The following is an 18,578-nucleotide window of genomic DNA, read 5'->3' as shown; positions in this document are numbered from 1 at the left end:
GGTAGCATGTACTCAAGAATTATTGGTACCGGGAGTTATTTCCCGTCACTGGTTCGCACCAATGCGGACCTAGAGTCTATGGTAGAAACCACAGACGAATGGATTATCGAGCGTACTGGCATTAAAGAGCGCCGCATTATTGGCCCTGATGAATCAGTTGCCAGTATGGGTACTGCTGCTGCTTTCAAAGCAATTGAAGCTGCCGGCATCGATAAAAACACCATTGATCTGATCATTTGCGCCACCACCAGCTCGGCGCGTTCATTACCGAGCTCGGCTTGTGAAATTCAGCGCGATCTAGATATTCCGGGCATTCCTGCCTTTGATATAGCTGCGGCTTGCGCCGGCTTCTGTTATGGCTTAAGTATTGCCGATCAATATATTAAAAGTGGTATGGCAAAGCGGGTCTTGGTGATTGGCTCAGATTGTTTATCGCAATTAGTCAGCCCTGAAGATCGCTCTATGGTGATTTTATTTGGAGATGCCGCCGGTGCGGTATTGCTAGAAGCTTCTGAGCAACCCGGTATTTTATCGACCCATATTCATGCCGATGGTAAATATTCAGAGCTGCTGTACGTGAATAATCCGATCCGTGGCGATGAAAAATCAGTACACGAATCGTGGGGCAGTATGAAAGGCAACGACGTGTTCAAAGTGGCCGTTAACAAGCTGTCGCAAGTGGTTGAGCAGACGTTAGAAGCCAATAATATGCAGAAGTCTGATATTGACTGGCTGGTGCCGCATCAAGCAAATTTACGTATTATTGCTGCGGTAGCGCGTAAGTTAGATATGTCGATGGATCAAGTGGTGATTAACCTTGATCGTTATGGCAATACGTCTGCCGCCACCGTGCCCACTGCTTTGGATGAAGCGATCCGCGATGGTCGTATTCAACGAGGCCAAACCTTATTACTAGAAGCGTTCGGCGGTGGTTTCGCTTGGGCGTCTGCGTTAATTCGTTATTAATTTTCAGGATCACTATGACTACTAAACTTGCCATCGTGTTTCCCGGTCAGGGTTCACAAAGCGTGGGTATGCTTAACGAGCTGTATCAGCAACATACCGTGGTTCAAGACACTTTTGCCGAAGCTTCTGCTGCTTTGGGTTATGACCTTTGGGCGCTGGTTTCAACTGGCCCTGAGTCAGAATTAAATGAAACGCATCGTACACAGCCGGCCTTATTAGCGGCATCTGTTGCGGTATGGCGTTTATGGCAACTACAAAACGGTGCGGCTCCGGCGTATTTTGCAGGGCACTCATTAGGTGAGTATTCGGCGTTAGTCTGTGCGGGCGTGTTGTCACTTGCCGATGCGGTTAAGCTGGTAGAAAAGCGTGGCCACTATATGCAACAGGCGGTGCCTGCAGGTGTGGGCGCTATGTCAGCCATTATTGGTTTAGACGATGCGGCCATTGCCAAAGCCTGTGCAGAAGCGGCAGAAGGTGAGGTGGTTTCACCGGTTAATTACAACTCTCCAGGTCAAGTGGTGATTGCCGGTCATAAAGCGGCAGTAGAGCGTGCTGGTGAAGCCTGTAAAGCCGCTGGCGCAAAACGTGCCTTACCTTTACCGGTCAGCGTTCCGTCACATTGTGCGTTAATGCGTCCCGCTGCGGAACAACTAGCTTTAGATTTAGCGGCACTTAATTTTGCTGCGCCTAGTACGCCTGTGGTCAATAACGTTGATGTCATGGCAACGAATATCCAAGCAGAGATCAAAGATGCACTGATCCGGCAGCTATACAGCCCAGTGCGTTGGACTGAAACTATTGAGTACTTCGCCGCGCAAGGCGTTACCGAAGTACTGGAATTAGGTGCAGGCAAAGTATTAAGTGGCTTAATTAAACGCATTAATAAAGAGCTGAAAACCGCTTCAGTTAATGATGCAACGTCGCTTACCGCCGCGCTAGCAGCAGAATAAGGGTATTTAGATGAATAATTTTATCAGTTTAGAAGGCAAAGTTGCGTTAGTTACTGGCGCAAGTCGTGGTATTGGCCGAGCTATTGCAGAGCAATTAGCCGCGTTAGGCGCTAAAGTTGTGGGCACGGCAACCACTGAAAAAGGCGCGGCTGCCATTGGTGAATATCTTGGTGAGCAGGGGGCGGGTTTAGTACTAAACGTGACCGATACCGCTTCGGTTGACGCTTGCCTTGAGCAAATTAAAAATCAATTTGGTGAAATCGACATTTTAGTCAATAATGCCGGTATTACTCGCGATAACCTGCTAATGCGGATGAAAGATGATGAATGGTTTGATATTATGCAAACCAATTTGACATCGGTATTTCGCTTAAGCAAAGCCGTGTTACGCAGCATGATGAAAAAACGTTTCGGTCGCATCATAACTATTGGCTCTGTCGTTGGCTCAATGGGTAATGCCGGTCAAACCAATTATGCTGCAGCCAAAGCCGGTGTTTTAGGCTTTACTAAGTCGTTAGCAAAAGAAGTTGCATCACGCGGAATTACCGTAAACGCGGTTGCGCCAGGTTTTATTGATACAGACATGACGAAAGAGTTGTCTGAAGAGCAAAAAACCGCTATTTTCTCGCAAGTGCCGGCTAATCGCTTAGGGCAGCCAGAAGAAATAGCAGCAACAGTGGCGTTTTTGGCTTCTACACACGCAGCTTATATCACCGGCGAAACAGTTCACGTTAACGGCGGTATGTATATGGTGTAAGCTAATCAGGTTTGACCAGCAAAAAATGCCTATCGCATTGCTTGCAACAACCTAAGCTTACGAATAAACTAGCGCCACACCAAATTGCACGAATTGTTGCGATTTATATGAGAAAAAGGAAGAAAAGATGAGCAACATCGAAGATCGCGTTAAGAAAATCATTATCGAACAACTGGGCGTTAAAGAAGACGAAGTTAAAAACGAAGCCTCATTCGTTGATGACTTAGGCGCTGATTCACTGGACACTGTTGAATTAGTGATGGCGTTAGAAGAAGAATTCGATACTGAAATTCCAGACGAAGAAGCTGAAAAAATCACTACGGTGCAATCAGCCATCGATTACATCAAAGCCCACGCTGAATAAGCTAAAGGCTTGCAAAACGGGTAGCGCGGCTACCCGTTTTCGTTTTAAGAATCAGAAAAACAGGTACTAACGGAGGACACGGTGGCAAAACGTCGTGTAGTGGTAACAGGTTTAGGTATGCTGACGCCATTAGGCAATGATGTCGCAAGCAGCTGGCAAGCACTGCAGCAAGCTAAAAGCGGTATTAGTCTAATTGAGCACTTTGATACCAGCGCTTATACAACTAAATTTGCCGGCTTAGTCAAAAACTTTGACGTAGAGCCGTATTTTCCAGCAAAAGACACTAAAAAAATGGATTTATTTATCCAATACGGTGTTGCTGCGGCTATTCAGGCATTTCGTGACTCCGGATTGGAAGTTACCGAGCAAAACGCTCACCGTATCGGCGCTGCTATCGGCTCAGGTATTGGTGGTTTAGGCTTGATTGAAGAAAATCATACAAAGTTAATGAACAGCGGTCCGAAGCGTTTATCGCCTTTCTTTGTCCCGTCTACCATTATCAATATGATCGCCGGTCAGTTGTCTATTATGCTTGGTTTGCAGGGCCCGAATATCAGTATTGTTACTGCCTGTACTACAGGTGTACACAATATCGGCCAAGCCGCGCGAATGATTGTTTATGGTGATGCCGATGTGATGGTGGCCGGGGGCGCTGAAAAAGCGTCTACGGAATTGGGTATGGGGGGCTTTGGTGCCGCTCGTGCGCTGTCAACTCGCAACGATGCGCCACAACAAGCCAGCCGCCCTTGGGATAAAGACCGTGATGGTTTTGTGTTAGGTGATGGCGCAGGTGTGATGGTACTGGAAGAGTACGAACACGCTAAAGCTCGCGGTGCGAAAATGTATGCAGAGTTAGTCGGTTTTGGTATGAGCGGTGATGCTTATCACATGACTTCACCACCAGAAAACGGTGCCGGTGCCGCTCGGGCGATGCAAAACGCTTTAAATGATGCGGCTGTTAATGCGGAGCAAGTGCAATACATCAATGCACATGGCACTTCAACGCTGGCCGGTGATTTGGCCGAAACCAGTGCCATTAAATCTGTGTTTGCCAGCAACATTGATAAAGTGATGGTCAGTTCATCGAAATCAATGATCGGTCACTTGTTAGGTGCCGCCGGTTCAGTGGAGTCGATTATTACGGTGTTGTCACTGCAAGATCAGTTGGTGACTCCAACCATCAACTTGGACAACCCAAGTGAAGGGTGTGATTTAGATTATGTGCCGCACGAAAGTCGTCAAGCCCAATTAGAGTATGCGTTATGTAACTCTTTCGGTTTTGGTGGTACTAACGGTTCTATTCTGTTCAAGAAGATCTAACTCGCTGTGCTTGTTAAAAAACCGCGCTTTATAGCGCGGTTTTTTTATGCCTGTCATTACTTTGGGTTAAATTTTAAAGTTTGGGGTAGGGACGCCTTGGGGTAGACATTTTCTCCACCGGCTTCAAGGGTCACCTCCCTGTGCCCTTTCAGCCTGCGCAGCATCCCTGCTGCTGTTACGAAAACGCTACCCCAATGCGTCTGCAAAAATCACCGCAAGCTTTCAAGTTTAGATGGCATTCTAATGAACATTTTGAGGCAGATTGCGCGCAGTATACTTTGTCCAGAACCGTGTTTTTCAGGGATGAAAAACAGGAGCGCCCATGGATGGGTCTACAGCGTGTTCTGGCAAAGCTGTACGGAGGGCTTGCTGCCGTATGCAAATGATCTCTGACTTAATAAATTTCATTTCATTTAATTTCAATTTTTAGGTGAGGACACCTTGAGGTAGACATTTTCTCCACCGGCTTCAAGGGCTAGATCCCTGTGCTTATTAAACTGCGGGATCTTTGTTGCTCTATGCACTGAACGAGATATCACTTAATTAAACCGACATTTTAAAATAATAGCCGGTAAACCCACGGCGCTGTTTTGCCCGCTGAGCGCTTTGTTTTAATGACAGATTAAGGCATACTTGCGCATATTTTTCTGTGCAGGCGTGCTATGTCGGCTGACATTATACTGATTAAAGACATTGAACAATTGCAGATCGCCGCAGGTTGCCGAGCGTTGCAATACGGTGATGGCGTCTTTACCACCATTGCGATTAAGCAAGGTCAGCCACAGTTGTGGCCACTGCACCTAGCGCGCTTACAGTTATCGGTAACACGATTAGCGATGCCCGCCATCGATTGGTCCGGCTTAACACAAGCATTGTTGACAGAAGCGGCCAAGCAAAACAGTAATGGCGTAATTAAATTATTGATCTCGCGAGGCATTGGCGGGCGAGGTTATGCACCAAGTCCGCATAGTTCAGCCTTGGTGTATTTGTATCATGCTCCGATGCCCGATTATCAACGCTGGCGAGAGCAGGGTATCCGTGTTGGCGTCGCGCAATTACGCTTAGCTATTCAACCGGCATTGGCTGGGCTTAAACATACTAATCGGCTCGAGCAAGTGTTGTTAAAACAAGAGTTGGCGAAAACTGACTTTGATGATTTGCTCGTGGCCGATCAACAACAACAGCTTACCGAAGCAACGGCCGCCAATCTGTTTTATCAACTGAAGGGCCATTGGTATACACCGCCACTGCATTTGGCTGGAGTAGCAGGTGTGATGCGTCAACATATTTTAAACGAACAAGCGCAGTTTCAAGAACGCTGCTTGTCTTTAGCCGAACTAGACCAAGTTGAAGCGATGTTTATTTGTAACGCCTTGCTAGGTGTGGCGCCGGTGCGACAATTGTCTGGTCGAGCGTTACCGCTTGAACCTGTGCAGCAATTACAGCAAGAGATGCTATGTTAAAACGAGTTTTGGCCTGGCTACCACTGTTGGTAGTGTTAATCATCGTGCTGCTTTATTCAGGTTGGCAGCAATTAACCACCTCAACCTTAGCAAAAACAGTGACCTTCAGTGACAGCCTTTATACGCTTAAAGCGGGCACATCAGTGCGTAGTTTATGCCGCGATTGGCAACAACAGCAGCAATTAACGGTCATAGATTGTTACGTTTTAAAATTGTATGTTAAACAGCAGCCAAAGCTTGCTCAGTTACAACAAGGTGTTTATCGAGTCCCTAGCCAAAGTTCTCTTAGCGAAGCGTTGGCGTTGTTTCGTAGTGGCAAGGTGGCGCAATTTAGCGTTACATTAATTGAAGGTGAAACCCTAGCGCAAAGTTGGCAGCGTTTTGTCGATTTGCCGTATTTAATTCAAGATATTGATAGTAGTGATAAACTCGCTGAACTGATCAGTTGGCCTGAAGCCTGGGGCACATTGGCGCAAACCGGCCGGGTAGAGCAAGAGTTAGAGGGCCTGTTTTATCCCGATACCTATTTTTATACCGCCAATAGTAAAGCTAGCGACATTTGGCGCCGAGCGCATCAAGCTTTAAAAACGGAGCTAGAGCGTTATTGGCAGCAGCGCCAAAGCACTTTACCGCTGCAAAACCCCTACGAATTACTGATTATGGCCTCTATTATTGAAAAGGAAAGCGGCCTCGCCAGTGAGCGCGCCTTGGTCAGCTCTGTGTTTATCAATCGCATACAAAGCAATATGCGTTTACAAACAGACCCAACCGTTATTTACGGTTTAACAGAGTACAGCGGCCGTATTACCCGCGCTAATTTACGTGATCCACATCGTTACAATACCTATCGCCATCATGGCTTACCGCCTGGCCCGATCTCATTAGTCAGTCGCAGCGCGTTAATTGCCGCTGCGCAACCCGAGATAAGCGATTACTTTTATTTTGTCAGTCGTGGTGACGGCTCGCATGTGTTTTCACAATCACTTGAGCAGCATAATGCTGCGGTTAAAAAATATATTCTTGGAAAATAACATGACTAAGCAAGGCAAGTTTATTGTCATCGAAGGGCTTGAAGGCGCCGGCAAGAGTACGGCAATGGCCACAGTTCAACGCTGGTTAGAAAAGCATGGCCACCAGGTGGTGTGCACTCGCGAGCCTGGTGGTACGCCTCTGGCCGAACAATTAAGAACGTTAGTCAAACACGCGGATCCGGCTGAGCAAATTGCCGCCGAGACCGAGCTGTTGTTAATGTATGCGGCCCGGGTACAATTATTACGTAATGTGATTGAACCGGCTTTAGCCGCAGGCCAGTGTATTTTAGCCGATCGGCATGATTTATCTTCACGAGCTTATCAAGGCGGTGGTCGGCAGTTAAACGAACAATTGATTAACGACCTACGCAAAGCGCTGCTGGGTAACACGCAGCCCGATTTAACCTTGTATTTAGATATTGATCCGGCTATTGGTTTAAGCCGGGCTGCGCATCGTGGGCAACTCGATCGTATTGAGCAGGAACAACTGGCTTTTTTTGAACGCACTCGCGCAAAATACCTAGCCATTGCGCACAGTGAGCCGGGTATTGTGATTATTGATGCGGCGCAATCGATTGAACAAGTGGCCACAGCCTTAGAGAATGCCTTGGCTGAGGTCATGTTATGAGTGTTGTCCCGTTAAGTGCTATGCCTTGGTTGGCTTCGCCCTTAGCGCAACTGGCTCGATTGGCCAGTGAGCAGCATTTAGCCCATGCTATTTTATTAACCGGTGCCCCTGGCACAGGCAAACAGCTATTAAGCCAAGCATTAGCGGCATTACTGTTATGTAAAAATCGGCAAGCAGACATGGCTTGCGGCCAATGTAAAAGCTGCTTGCTGTTAGCGGCGGGTAACCATCCTGATTTATTAACTTTAAACCAAGACAATAACAGTATTGGTGTGGATGAAATTCGCCGTCTTATCGACTTTACGCAAGGCGCTGCCCAACAACACGGCAATAAAGTGATTGTGCTATCCGAAGTGCAGCGGCTAACGGAAGCGGCGGCGAATGCCTTACTTAAAACCTTAGAAGAGCCACCACAAGGCTGTTATCTGGTGCTGCAAACCAGCCAGCCCCAGCGTTTAAAAGCTACCTTGCTCAGCCGTTGTCAGCGCTGGAGTTTACCCACCTTAAATGAAGCCAACTTGTTTGATTGGTTAAGTCAGCAGTATCAAGGCAGTTTGCCGCGTTTTTTGTTTGCGTTTAGTGGTGGTGCGCCGTTACAGGCCTTGGCGTTGTTGCAAGGCAATACGGCAGCAGAAATTGAAGAGTTACTGGCCGCACTGTCGCGGCTATTGCAGGATGAGTCGGGCTTAAGTACGCTAGTGAAAAACTTAGAAGGCCGTACCGACTGTGCGCAAATTTTGGGTTACTTTTTAACGCAGTGGTGTAGCCAGCATTCAGATGTGGCGCCTGAAGCACTGCAACGCTTGCAACTAGTGTATTATCGTTGGCGTCGTGACGAGCAACAGATTTTAGGGCAGAATAAAACGCTGGCGTTAACCGCCTTATTGCTTGAATTTAAAAGTATCATGCGCCGCCGCTAAGCCAATTGTTGTTATTCGTTTGTGGTGTTTATTTTGGCTTTGATGCCGCCAAGCCGCCAACAACGCATACCCTGTGGTATCGAAAGCTGAATTAACGCACATGGTGTTTAGCCGCGCGCCTTTTGGCAAGCGATAGCTGAGTAGTAAAATGCCCTACTAGCAGCCAAACGCTTCATGAATACTGGCGACGATGCGATAAAACCCGTATAAAAGTTCAACAAGCCCTAATAGTCTGCTGAATAAGCAGAGGAGCGAAAATGGAAGAAGTTGCATTAAATTTCAATGATGGCAAAGAGTTGTATAAGTGCTACATGCCGTTTTTAAAAAACGGTGGGCTTTTTATCCGCTCGGCTAGAGTATTTAAAATGGGCCAATCGTTAGCCCTTAGCGTAACCTTGCCCGATACACTTGAACCTATTGTAGCGACGGGTAAAGTAGCCTGGGTATCGCCTTTAGGTGCGCAAAGCTCTAATCCGGCGGGTGTCGGTGTGGCCTTTATTGATGATAAACATGGCTTAAGTGATCGCATTGAAAAATTATTAGGTGGCATGTTAGGTAGTGCAGAAGCCACTTACACCATGTAACGTTATTCATTTTAATAACAGCAGTATTTTCGAGGTTGTTTTGTTTATAGATTCGCATTGTCATTTAGATCGGTTAGAACTCGACAAATTGGGTATGAGCCTAGAGCAGGTGATTGCCGCCGCTGAAAAACGGCAAATTGAACATTTACTGTGTGTCAGTGTGTCCTTAGCTGAATTTGCAGCGATGGCCGATTTAGTGCAACCTTTTACGGGCGTTTCTATTTCATGTGGCGAGCATCCGCTGCATCAAGAGGGCACCGTTGATGAGCTGCAGTTACTGAAACTCGCCAGCGCTGAGCGTGTTGTGGCGGTGGGGGAAACCGGTCTGGATTATTTTTACAGCCCAGAGAGTAAAGCGACGCAGCAAGATGCTTTTGTAAAACATATTAGTGTGGCTCGCCAATTAACTAAACCCTTGATTATTCATACGCGTGATGCGCGCACTGATACTATTGCATTATTAAAGTCGCATCAGGCTGAAAACGCCGGTGGCGTTTTGCATTGCTTTACCGAAAGCTATGAGATGGCAAAAGCGGCTTTAGATTTAGGCTTTTATATTTCGATCTCGGGCATTATGACCTTTCGTAATGCCGCAGAATTACGGGATGTGGTCAAAAAACTTCCTCTTGACCGTTTGTTAATTGAAACCGACGCCCCTTATCTTGCGCCAGTACCGCACCGTGGTAAAACTAATCAACCGGCTTATGTTACTGATGTTGCTGCTGCCATTGCAGAAGTTAAAGCGGTCAGTATTACTGAATTAGCCAGCGCAACCACTGAAAACTTCTATCGATTATTTCCTTTGGCGCAGCGCCGTCGTTTAGTGGCGTAACGCTAGTTAATTAGGCGTTGCTGCATAAAAGAAGCCCAGAACTAATTATCTTGTTCTGGGCTTAGGGGAATGGCTCATAGGGAATGAGCCGTGCGCTATCGAAAAGTCATGATGTAATTTGAGTGTAGTTAATACACCGTATTTTACCTGCCATACCGCTAATATTTTTTTTGCCACTTCGCGTGTTGTGAAACAAAAGTAGTTTCCAATTCTGCAACAAACTCCCTGACTTTATAAACAAACCGCACTGTGTAGCCTGATCGTTACATTTATTCTTAAGACATTGATTGTCTATAAAGTACTTTTTTTAGTCTAAAAAAGTCTAAAAAATAATCAGCTATTGTAGTGCAGTGGCTTAAAGAGGCATTGCACACGGCAAAAATGTTTAATCTATCCCTCAACATGCTCCTATTTCAGACAGATTGTCGACAATCTTGTTTTTTTTAGCTTGACAATAGCGCAAAAACGGCTTAAAACTACACAACTGTTTTATTATGTCGACAATATGATGAATGCAAGCCGCCAAAATATCCCTGTAACTGCCGCCGACCGCGTACTGCAAGAAATGCAGCGTGCTATTGTCGAAGGTGATATTGCGCCGGGTTCGAAAATCAGTGAGCCTGAGCTGGCGAAACGCTTTGATTTAAGCCGGGCACCGCTGCGTGAAGCGTTAGCCCGTTTAGAGCGTTGTCATTTAATTGAGCGTATTCCTAACGCCGGGGCTAGGGTAGTGAAATTGTCGACAGAAGGCTTAATTTCGTTATATCAACTACGCGAAGAATTAGAAGGGCTAGCCTGTCGTTTAGCCGCGACACAAATGACGGATGCGGAAATTGCAGAGATGCAGGCGTTACTGGATCAGCATTTGTCTACTCAGCGTGTACGAGAGGGGGAGAGCTATTATCAAGAAGCCGGTGACCTCGATTTTCATTACCGGATTATTTTGGGTAGTAAAAACCCGTACCTGATTAATATTTTAACCGATGAGCTCTATCATTTAATGCGCATGTATCGGGTACAGCTGGGTATGAACGGCCCTCGGGTATCACGCGCTTTTGATGAACACAAAGCCATTATTAATGCCATTGCTAACCGTGATGGTGAACTCGCCGACTTACTGATGCGCCGCCATGTTGCCGCGTCGCGCCGCAACATTGAACCTACACTTTTACAACGTGAACAAACGGGGAACTAATATGACCACCTTAACTGCCGGACAAAAATTTCGCGCTGCCATCAGCGCTAATCAACCGCTACAAATCGTGGGCACCATTAACGCCTACACGGCGATGATGGCGGAGCGTACCGGGCATCAAGCCTTGTATTTGTCAGGGGCGGGTGTAGCGAATGCCTCGTTTGGCTTACCTGACTTAGGTATGACGTCATTAAATGATGTGTGTGAAGATATTCGCCGCATTACAGCTGCGACCAGTGTGCCTTTATTAGTGGATGCTGACACCGGTTGGGGTGGCGCCTTTAACATTGCGCGTACCGTAAAAGAAATGACCCGTGCGGGTGCGGCCGGTTTTCATATTGAAGATCAAGTAGCGCAAAAGCGCTGTGGCCATCGCCCTAATAAAGAAATTGTGTCGTTAGAAGAGATGGTTGATCGGGTAAAAGCCAGTGTGGATGCGCGCAGCGATGAAAGCTTTTTTATTATGGCGCGCACCGATGCGCTCGCGCAACAAGGCTTAGAGGCAGCCATTGAACGCGCCTTAGCTTGTGAAGCGGCCGGTGCCGATGCCATTTTTGCTGAAGCGGTGCACACCCTTGAGCAATATACCGCTTTTACTCAAGCGTTAAAAGTACCGGTTTTGGCGAATATTACCGAGTTTGGCCAAACGCCGTTGTTTAACAAAGCCGAGTTAGCCGCCGTTGGTGTAGCGATGGTGCTGTACCCATTAAGTGCCTTTAGAGCGATGAACAAAGCGGCGTTAAATGTGTATGAATCTATTTTAGCCAATGGCGATCAAAAAGCGGTAGTAGACAGCATGCAAACCCGTGCTGAGCTCTATGACTTCTTGAATTATCACAGCTTTGAGCAAAAGCTAGACAGTTTATTCAGTACCAAAAAATAATATTTTTAAATTAAATAATCATAAATACAGGAGCAAGATAATGGCAACAGGCAAACAACTGACCGGTGCCGGTCTGCGCGGCCAAGTAGCAGGTAAAACCGCTTTATCTACCGTGGGCAAAACCGGTTCGGGTTTAACGTATCGTGGTTACGATGTAAAAGATTTAGCCGCTAACTGTACCTTTGATGAAGTCGCTTATTTAATTTTAAAAGGCGAGCTACCGACGAGCGCTGAGCTAGCCGCTTATAAAACCAAGTTAAAAGGTTTGCGTAGCTTACCGCAGGCATTAAAAGATGTATTAGAGCGCATTCCTGCGACAGCTCATCCCATGGATGTCATGCGTACGGGTTGTTCTATGCTAGGTAATTTGGAGACTGAGCAAAGCTTTGCTGAGCAACAAGATGCGTCTGATCGTATGTTGGCTATTTTCCCCGGTTTAGTAAACTACTGGTATAACTTCAGTCACCACGGCAAGCGGGTTGAAGTAGAGACCGCGGCTGACTCTATTGCCGAGCAATTCTTATGGACCTTGCATGGTGAAAAACCGACTGCCTTACATACCGAAGTGATGGAAGCGTCGTTGATCCTCTATGCCGAGCATGAGTTTAATGCTTCAACCTTTACCGCTCGCGTCTGTGCATCGACGCTTAGCGACATGCACTCTTGTATTACCGGCGCTATTGGTTCATTACGTGGCCCATTACACGGTGGCGCTAATGAAGCGGCAATGGAACTGATTGAAGGCATGATTGATGCCGATGATGCTGAAAGCAAGCTATTAGGCATGTTGGAACGCAAAGAAAAGATCATGGGCTTTGGCCATGCGGTTTACTCAGAGTCGGATCCACGTAATGCCGTGATCAAAGCATGGTCAGAAAAACTGGCCAATGCAAATGGCGATACCCGTTTGTATGATGTGTCGGTGCGTTGTGAAGCGGTCATGTGGCGTGAGAAAAAACTGTTTTGTAACGCCGACTTTTTTCATGCCTCGGCTTACAACTACATGGGTATTCCAACCAAGCTGTTTACCCCCATTTTTGTGTGCAGCCGCTTAACCGGTTGGGCCGCGCATGTGATGGAGCAGCGTGCTGATAACCGTATCATCCGGCCAAGTGCAGATTACGTGGGTGTAGAACCGCGCACGGTAACGCCGATTGAATCTCGTTAAAAACTGACCCACTGAGAACCGGCTTGCTCTAAGCCAAGTCTTGAAGGCATGGATGCCTTAATGAAGCCTACATGGATGTATTCACGGCGGCTAGGCATGAGCAATCCGGTTCGATTGTTTAAGCCGGTGCTTTAACATCATCAGATTTTGCAGAAAGAGACTGACCATGAATAGCCAATACCGCAAAAAATTACCGGGTACCCAGCTGGATTACTTTGACACCGAAGCGGCTGTTAATGCCATTGAGCCGGGCGCCTATGCCAAACTGCCTTACACCTCTCGTGTACATGCCGAGAACTTAGTACGCCGCTGCGATCCGGCGATGCTAACCGAAGCCTTAAAACAATTTATTTATCGCAAACGCGATCTCGACTTTCCTTGGTTTCCGGCACGCGTCGTGTGCCATGATATTTTAGGCCAAACCGCTTTAGTCGACTTAGCCGGCTTGCGGGATGCCATCGCTGAAAAGGGCGGTGATCCGGCCAAAGTTAACCCAGTGGTACCCACGCAATTAATTGTTGACCACTCGTTAGCGGTAGAACATGCCGGTTTTGAAGCAGATGCGTTTGAGAAAAACCGCGCCATTGAAGATCGCCGTAACGACGATCGCTTTCACTTTATTAATTGGACCAAAAAAGCCTTTAAAAACGTGGATGTGATCCCGCCAGGCAACGGCATAATGCACCAAATAAACTTGGAGCGCATGTCACCGGTTATCCATGCTAAAGATGGGGTGGCTTTTCCGGATACGCTGGTGGGTACCGACAGTCACACGCCACATGTGGATGCCTTAGGCGTGATTGCGATTGGTGTGGGTGGCTTAGAAGCCGAAAGCGTGATGTTAGGCCGTGCTAGCTGGATGCGTTTACCCGATATTATTGGGGTAGAGCTAACCGGAAAAGCCCAGCCAGGCATTATGGCTACTGACATTGTACTGGCACTGACCGAGTTTTTACGTACATCAAAAGTGGTATCAAGCTACTTAGAGTTTTACGGCGAAGGCGCTGACAGCCTGAGTTTAGGTGATCGGGCAACCATTTCGAATATGACCCCAGAATATGGCGCAACGGCGGCCATGTTTGCCATTGATCAGCAAACGCTCGACTATTTAACCCTAACCGGCCGCGAGCCAGAGCAAGTGAAGCTGGTTGAAACCTATGCCAAAACTGCGGGTTTATGGGCGGATAGTTTAAAAACGGCAGAATATGAGCGGGTATTAAAATTTGATTTATCTAACGTAGGCCGCACTATGGCCGGGCCATCTAACCCGCATGCGCGCTTAGCTACCAGCGATTTAGCGGCGCGCGGCATTGCCGCAAGCTATGTGCAAGAAGAGGGCAAAATGCCTGATGGTGCCGTAATTATTGCGGCTATTACCAGCTGTACCAACACCTCAAACCCACGCAACGTCATTGCTGCTGGCCTGTTAGCGCGTAATGCCAATAAAATGGGCTTAACGCGCAAGCCTTGGGTGAAATCGTCATTGGCGCCCGGCTCAAAAGCGGTAAAACTGTATTTAGAAGAAGGGGGCTTACTGCCTGAGCTTGAGCAACTGGGTTTTGGCATTGTTGGTTTTGCGTGTACCACCTGTAATGGCATGAGTGGCGCGTTGGATCCGGTTATTCAGCAAGAAGTGATTGAGCGTGATCTTTACGCTACGGCCGTATTGTCGGGTAATCGCAACTTTGACGGTCGTATTCATCCGTATGCCAAACAAGCCTTTTTAGCTTCGCCAGCCTTAGTCGTGGCGTATGCGATTGCCGGCTCAATCCGTTTTGATATCGAAAAAGACGTATTGGGCTATCATGAAGGCAAGGCTATTACCTTAAAAGATATTTGGCCAAGCGATGAAGAAATTGATGCGGTAGTGAAAGCCAGCGTAAAACCTGAGCAATTTCGCAAAGTGTACGAGCCCATGTTTGAAGTGAGCGTGGATTACGGTGAGCAAATAAGCCCACTGTATGACTGGCGGCCACAAAGTACTTATATTCGCCGCCCACCTTATTGGGAAGGCGCGTTGGCGGGCGAGCGCAGCCTTACCGGCATGCGGCCGTTAGCTGTGCTGGGTGATAATATTACGACCGATCACTTATCGCCTTCTAATGCCATTATGCTAGACAGTGCCGCCGGTGAATACCTGCACAAAATGGGCTTACCGGAAGAAGACTTTAACTCTTATGCCACGCACCGCGGCGATCACTTAACCGCACAACGTGCCACCTTTGCAAATCCGAAGCTGATTAATGAAATGGCGGTGGTAGATGGTAAAGTAAAACAGGGCTCGTTAACGCGCTTAGAGCCAGAAGGTAAAGTGACCCGCATGTGGGAAGCGATTGAAACCTATATGCAGCGTAAACAACCGCTGATTATTGTGGCGGGCGCCGATTACGGTCAAGGTTCTTCACGTGACTGGGCGGCCAAAGGTGTGCGTTTAGCCGGGGTAGAAGCCATTGCGGCTGAAGGCTTTGAACGTATTCACCGTACCAATTTAATTGGTATGGGGGTGTTACCGCTAGAGTTTGCTGCGGGCACCACTCGTAAAACGCTGCAGTTAGATGGTACCGAAACCTATGATGTGGTGGGTGCATGGACGCCACGTGCAACCCTGACCTTAGTGATACACCGCGCCAATGGTGAAACAGTTAACGTGCCGGTAACCTGCCGCTTAGATACGGCTGAAGAAGTGTCTATTTATGAAGCAGGCGGTGTATTGCAGCGCTTTGCGCAGGATTTCCTGCAAGGAGCAGTGTAATGGCTGCACCACAAATTAAGATCCCGGCGACGTACATGAGAGGAGGCACGTCGAAAGGCGTGTTCTTTAAACTGGACGATTTACCTGCGGCTGCGCAAGTGCCAGGTAAAGCGCGGGATAACCTGCTGCTTAGAGTGATTGGTAGCCCCGATCCTTACGGTAAGCATACCGATGGTATGGGCGGCGCGACGTCAAGCACCAGTAAAACAGTGATCTTAAGTAAAAGCAGTCAAACCGGTCACGATGTGGATTACTTATTTGGCCAAGTTGCCATTGATAAGCCGTTTATTGATTGGAGTGGTAACTGCGGTAACCTCACTGCGGCGGTCGGCTCCTTTGCGATTAGCAATGGCTTAGTGGATGCAGAACGTATTCCGGCCAATGGCATTTGTACCGTGCGTATTTGGCAAGCCAATATCAAAAAAACCATTATTGCCCATGTGCCGATAACAGGCGGTGAAGTGCAAGAAACCGGCGATTTTGAGCTAGACGGCGTAACTTTTCCGGCAGCGGAAGTGCAAATTGAGTTTCTGGACCCCGCTGCCGATGCAGGCGAAGGTGGCGGCACCATGTTTCCAACCGGTAACCTGGTAGACGAGTTAGCGGTGCCGGGAGTTGGCCAATTTAAAGCCACATTAATTAACGCCGGTATTCCCACAATCTTTGTGAATGCAGCCGATATTGGTTACAGCGGTACGGAACTGCAAGACGCGATTAACGGTGACCCCGCTGCGCTGGCGCGCTTTGAAACCATTCGTGCCTATGGCGCGATAAAAATGGGCTTAATTAGCGATGTTAGCGAAGCAGTCGCCAGAGCACATACGCCTAAAGTGGCGTTTGTGGCACCACCGCAGAGCTATGTTTCATCCAGTGGTAAGCAGGTAGACAACAGTGAAATTGATTTACTGGTGCGGGCGCTGTCGATGGGCAAGTTACACCATGCCATGATGGGCACCGCTGCGGTGGCCATTGGCACAGCGGCGGCTATACCGGGTACGTTAGTGAACTTAGCTGCCGGGGGCGGTGCTCGAGATGCAGTGCGTTTTGGCCACCCGTCAGGTACGCTACGCGTTGGGGCTGCCGCAGAGCAAGTAGAGGGCGAGTGGACGGTTACCAAAGCTATTATGAGCCGCAGTGCGCGCGTTTTAATGGAAGGTTGGGTAAGAGTGCCAGGCAATTGCCTTTAGTAGAGGCAATGGATACAAACAAAACAGGGCGCTTTAGGCGCTCTGTTTTTTTAGTCAGGCTGGCGTGAAGCACATAGACAAAAACGAGTTCGACATTGTCGCGGTTAAAAAAACTGTGCTCGGATCATTCGCCTGCAAGCGTCAATACTCACTGCAGATTATTACTGACGCTGTAAATAACCTGATTCCTCTGATTTTTACAGGTAAAACCGCTAGAACAAGAATAAGCGCTAAGCAGAACCTCAAATCATACAGCATAGAGGGCTTACACAACCGACATAAAGTAGATTGATATAACAGCGTTGAGTCAGATAATTGCAATCACACGGTTTATTTAAAGCAGCTGAGATAACGGGCTTTGCACAGCATTTCCCCCTTGTTTTAATACATGGGTATAAATTTGCGTCGTTTTTACATCGGTATGGCCCAGTTGCTCCTGCACAGTACGTATATCCATACCGGCTTGCAAAAGATGGGTTGCAAAGGAATGTCGCAATGTATGACAGCTAACATGCTTGTTGATAGCCGCTTTACGAGCTGCAATTTTCACCGCTTTTTGCAAACCCGACTCATCTATATGATGACGACGCAGTAATTTAGAATCAGGATCAATGCTGAGTTTGCCGGATGGAAATAAATACTGCCAACCAAGCTCTTTTGGTGCATTTGGGTATTTTCGCGCCAATGCAAATGGTAACCAAACCCCCGCATAATCTGCAGTTGCCAGATCGTGCTGATAGTAAGCTTCAACTATAGCAATTTGGCGTTTTAACGCCGGCACCAGTTCTGGAGCCAGAGTAACGCGCCGATGTTTACCGCCTTTACCGTGCCACACCATAACCGACAGATAGTCAAAATCAATCGTGGCAACCCGTAAACGCACAGCTTCCATTAAACGTAAGCCGCTGCCATATAACAATTGAGCTAGTAAGAGATAGCTCGGATCAATTTCTTTTAATAAGCGTTTAATTTCGTCTTTTGTTAACACAACAGGAAGCTTTCTAGGCTTACTTGATTGATTAAAGTTGAGATTAAGAGCGAGCGGGCGCTGAAAAATCTCTTTATACAAAAAGCTGAGGGCGTTCAACGCAAGTGCTTGTGTTTGAACTGCAACATGCCGCTCCACGGCAAGGTAAGTTAAAAATTGTTCAACCTGCGCCTCACTTAAGTCTTTAGGGTGCTGTTTTTTATGAAATAAAATATAAAAGCGGATCCAGTATACATAGGTCTCCACTGTGCGCTTGGCATAGCGGCGCTTGTACATTTCTTCAGCGACAAAGTCTAAAAAAGGCGATTTCATTACCATCTTACACCTCCGGCATAACACTGTTTAAGTATACAGCTATTTTTGAAATGTCAAGTCGCTCTTGTTAGACGGATATTTCCGTATTTGTTACATACTTTTATAAATTTAATGTTGCAAAGTATTGTCTTCAGAGGTTTTTGTGGTTAATGTGTAAATTATTAAATTTACAATTGCGGAAAAGTCCGTGTTTAAATACGGACTTTTCTGTCGAATAAGCGTTAGGTAAGTATAATGCAGTCATCTAGTAAAAAAGAATTCATCCAAACGATTGA

At 47.3% G+C, this 18,578-nt stretch carries 17 protein-coding genes; 16 read left to right on the top strand and 1 reads right to left on the bottom strand.

Going from position 1 to position 18,578, the window contains the following annotated elements:
- Positions 1 to 6: 6 nt before the first annotated feature.
- The 16 genes from JAO78_RS03555 (at position 7) to prpF (ending at position 17,000) form a co-directional block, all read left to right on the top strand.
- Positions 7 to 966, top strand: a complete 960-nt coding sequence (locus tag JAO78_RS03555; protein WP_226749980.1) for a beta-ketoacyl-ACP synthase III — start codon at positions 7 to 9, stop codon at positions 964 to 966.
- A 14-nt stretch (positions 967 to 980) separates the two neighbouring features.
- Positions 981 to 1,916, top strand: coding sequence for an ACP S-malonyltransferase (gene fabD, locus JAO78_RS03550; RefSeq protein WP_226749979.1), 936 nt, complete (start codon positions 981 to 983; stop codon positions 1,914 to 1,916).
- Between the two features lie 10 nt (positions 1,917 to 1,926).
- Positions 1,927 to 2,673: a 3-oxoacyl-ACP reductase FabG gene (fabG, locus tag JAO78_RS03545; RefSeq protein ID WP_226749978.1), complete on the top strand. Its 747-nt coding sequence runs from the start codon at positions 1,927 to 1,929 to the stop codon at positions 2,671 to 2,673.
- Between the two features lie 127 nt (positions 2,674 to 2,800).
- On the top strand, positions 2,801 to 3,037 hold the full coding sequence (gene acpP / locus JAO78_RS03540) for an acyl carrier protein (RefSeq protein ID WP_027670184.1): 237 nt from the start codon (positions 2,801 to 2,803) through the stop codon (positions 3,035 to 3,037).
- An 81-nt stretch (positions 3,038 to 3,118) separates the two neighbouring features.
- The gene (fabF, locus tag JAO78_RS03535; RefSeq protein WP_226749977.1) at positions 3,119 to 4,357 is read left to right on the top strand and encodes a beta-ketoacyl-ACP synthase II; all 1,239 of its coding nucleotides are present in this window, start codon (positions 3,119 to 3,121) and stop codon (positions 4,355 to 4,357) included.
- A gap of 662 nt (positions 4,358 to 5,019) precedes the next feature.
- Positions 5,020 to 5,820, top strand: a complete 801-nt coding sequence (gene pabC, locus JAO78_RS03530; RefSeq protein ID WP_226749976.1) for an aminodeoxychorismate lyase — start codon at positions 5,020 to 5,022, stop codon at positions 5,818 to 5,820.
- Positions 5,814 to 6,851, top strand: coding sequence for an endolytic transglycosylase MltG (gene mltG / locus JAO78_RS03525; protein WP_226749975.1), 1,038 nt, complete (start codon positions 5,814 to 5,816; stop codon positions 6,849 to 6,851). Before pabC ends, mltG begins: the two co-directional genes overlap by 7 nt.
- A gap of 1 nt (position 6,852) precedes the next feature.
- The gene (gene tmk, locus JAO78_RS03520; protein ID WP_226749974.1) at positions 6,853 to 7,479 is read left to right on the top strand and encodes a dTMP kinase; all 627 of its coding nucleotides are present in this window, start codon (positions 6,853 to 6,855) and stop codon (positions 7,477 to 7,479) included.
- A complete protein-coding gene (gene holB / locus JAO78_RS03515; RefSeq protein ID WP_226749973.1) occupies positions 7,476 to 8,399 on the top strand; it encodes a DNA polymerase III subunit delta' in 924 nt (307 codons plus the stop codon). The genes tmk and holB overlap by 4 nt, the downstream gene beginning before the upstream one ends.
- Before the next feature lie 257 nt (positions 8,400 to 8,656).
- A complete protein-coding gene (locus JAO78_RS03510; protein ID WP_226749972.1) occupies positions 8,657 to 8,983 on the top strand; it encodes a PilZ domain-containing protein in 327 nt (108 codons plus the stop codon).
- Positions 8,984 to 9,023: 40 nt separating this feature from the next.
- Positions 9,024 to 9,815, top strand: coding sequence for a TatD family hydrolase (locus JAO78_RS03505; protein WP_226749971.1), 792 nt, complete (start codon positions 9,024 to 9,026; stop codon positions 9,813 to 9,815).
- Positions 9,816 to 10,323: 508 nt separating this feature from the next.
- On the top strand, positions 10,324 to 11,010 hold the full coding sequence (locus JAO78_RS03500) for a GntR family transcriptional regulator (RefSeq protein ID WP_226750371.1): 687 nt from the start codon (positions 10,324 to 10,326) through the stop codon (positions 11,008 to 11,010).
- 1 nt (position 11,011) lies between these two features.
- Positions 11,012 to 11,893: a methylisocitrate lyase gene (prpB, locus tag JAO78_RS03495; protein ID WP_226749970.1), complete on the top strand. Its 882-nt coding sequence runs from the start codon at positions 11,012 to 11,014 to the stop codon at positions 11,891 to 11,893.
- Between the two features lie 40 nt (positions 11,894 to 11,933).
- On the top strand, positions 11,934 to 13,061 hold the full coding sequence (gene prpC / locus JAO78_RS03490; protein ID WP_226749969.1) for a bifunctional 2-methylcitrate synthase/citrate synthase: 1,128 nt from the start codon (positions 11,934 to 11,936) through the stop codon (positions 13,059 to 13,061).
- Positions 13,062 to 13,227: 166 nt separating this feature from the next.
- Positions 13,228 to 15,813, top strand: a complete 2,586-nt coding sequence (gene acnD / locus JAO78_RS03485; RefSeq protein WP_226749968.1) for a Fe/S-dependent 2-methylisocitrate dehydratase AcnD — start codon at positions 13,228 to 13,230, stop codon at positions 15,811 to 15,813.
- On the top strand, positions 15,813 to 17,000 hold the full coding sequence (prpF, locus tag JAO78_RS03480; RefSeq protein WP_226749967.1) for a 2-methylaconitate cis-trans isomerase PrpF: 1,188 nt from the start codon (positions 15,813 to 15,815) through the stop codon (positions 16,998 to 17,000). Before acnD ends, prpF begins: the two co-directional genes overlap by 1 nt.
- Before the next feature lie 334 nt (positions 17,001 to 17,334).
- Here prpF and JAO78_RS03475 read toward each other — a convergent pair whose 3' ends face one another.
- Positions 17,335 to 18,300, bottom strand: coding sequence for an integron integrase (locus JAO78_RS03475; protein ID WP_226750370.1), 966 nt, complete (start codon positions 18,298 to 18,300; stop codon positions 17,335 to 17,337).
- Positions 18,301 to 18,578 lie beyond the last annotated feature (278 nt).

Source organism: Alishewanella maricola (genome assembly GCF_016343785.1).
In the GTDB taxonomy this organism is placed as follows: domain Bacteria; phylum Pseudomonadota; class Gammaproteobacteria; order Enterobacterales; family Alteromonadaceae; genus Alishewanella; species Alishewanella maricola.
This window is presented reverse-complemented; position numbering and strand designations above follow the sequence as displayed.

Excerpts from the sequence above, each read along its gene's own strand:
- fabG (WP_226749978.1), top strand. The coding sequence starts at position 1,927 with ATGAATAATTTTATCAGTTTAGAAGGCAAAGTTGCGTTAGTTACTGGC.
- mltG (WP_226749975.1), top strand. The coding sequence starts at position 5,814 with ATGTTAAAACGAGTTTTGGCCTGGCTACCACTGTTGGTAGTGTTAATC.
- acnD (WP_226749968.1), top strand. The coding sequence starts at position 13,228 with ATGAATAGCCAATACCGCAAAAAATTACCGGGTACCCAGCTGGATTAC.
- fabD (WP_226749979.1), top strand. The coding sequence starts at position 981 with ATGACTACTAAACTTGCCATCGTGTTTCCCGGTCAGGGTTCACAAAGC.
- JAO78_RS03555 (WP_226749980.1), top strand. The coding sequence starts at position 7 with ATGTACTCAAGAATTATTGGTACCGGGAGTTATTTCCCGTCACTGGTT.
- pabC (WP_226749976.1), top strand. The coding sequence starts at position 5,020 with ATGTCGGCTGACATTATACTGATTAAAGACATTGAACAATTGCAGATC.
- prpC (WP_226749969.1), top strand. The coding sequence starts at position 11,934 with ATGGCAACAGGCAAACAACTGACCGGTGCCGGTCTGCGCGGCCAAGTA.
- JAO78_RS03475 (WP_226750370.1), bottom strand. The coding sequence starts at position 18,300 with ATGAAATCGCCTTTTTTAGACTTTGTCGCTGAAGAAATGTACAAGCGC.
- prpB (WP_226749970.1), top strand. The coding sequence starts at position 11,012 with ATGACCACCTTAACTGCCGGACAAAAATTTCGCGCTGCCATCAGCGCT.
- prpF (WP_226749967.1), top strand. The coding sequence starts at position 15,813 with ATGGCTGCACCACAAATTAAGATCCCGGCGACGTACATGAGAGGAGGC.
- acpP (WP_027670184.1), top strand. The coding sequence starts at position 2,801 with ATGAGCAACATCGAAGATCGCGTTAAGAAAATCATTATCGAACAACTG.
- holB (WP_226749973.1), top strand. The coding sequence starts at position 7,476 with ATGAGTGTTGTCCCGTTAAGTGCTATGCCTTGGTTGGCTTCGCCCTTA.
- JAO78_RS03500 (WP_226750371.1), top strand. The coding sequence starts at position 10,324 with ATGAATGCAAGCCGCCAAAATATCCCTGTAACTGCCGCCGACCGCGTA.
- JAO78_RS03510 (WP_226749972.1), top strand. The coding sequence starts at position 8,657 with ATGGAAGAAGTTGCATTAAATTTCAATGATGGCAAAGAGTTGTATAAG.
- tmk (WP_226749974.1), top strand. The coding sequence starts at position 6,853 with ATGACTAAGCAAGGCAAGTTTATTGTCATCGAAGGGCTTGAAGGCGCC.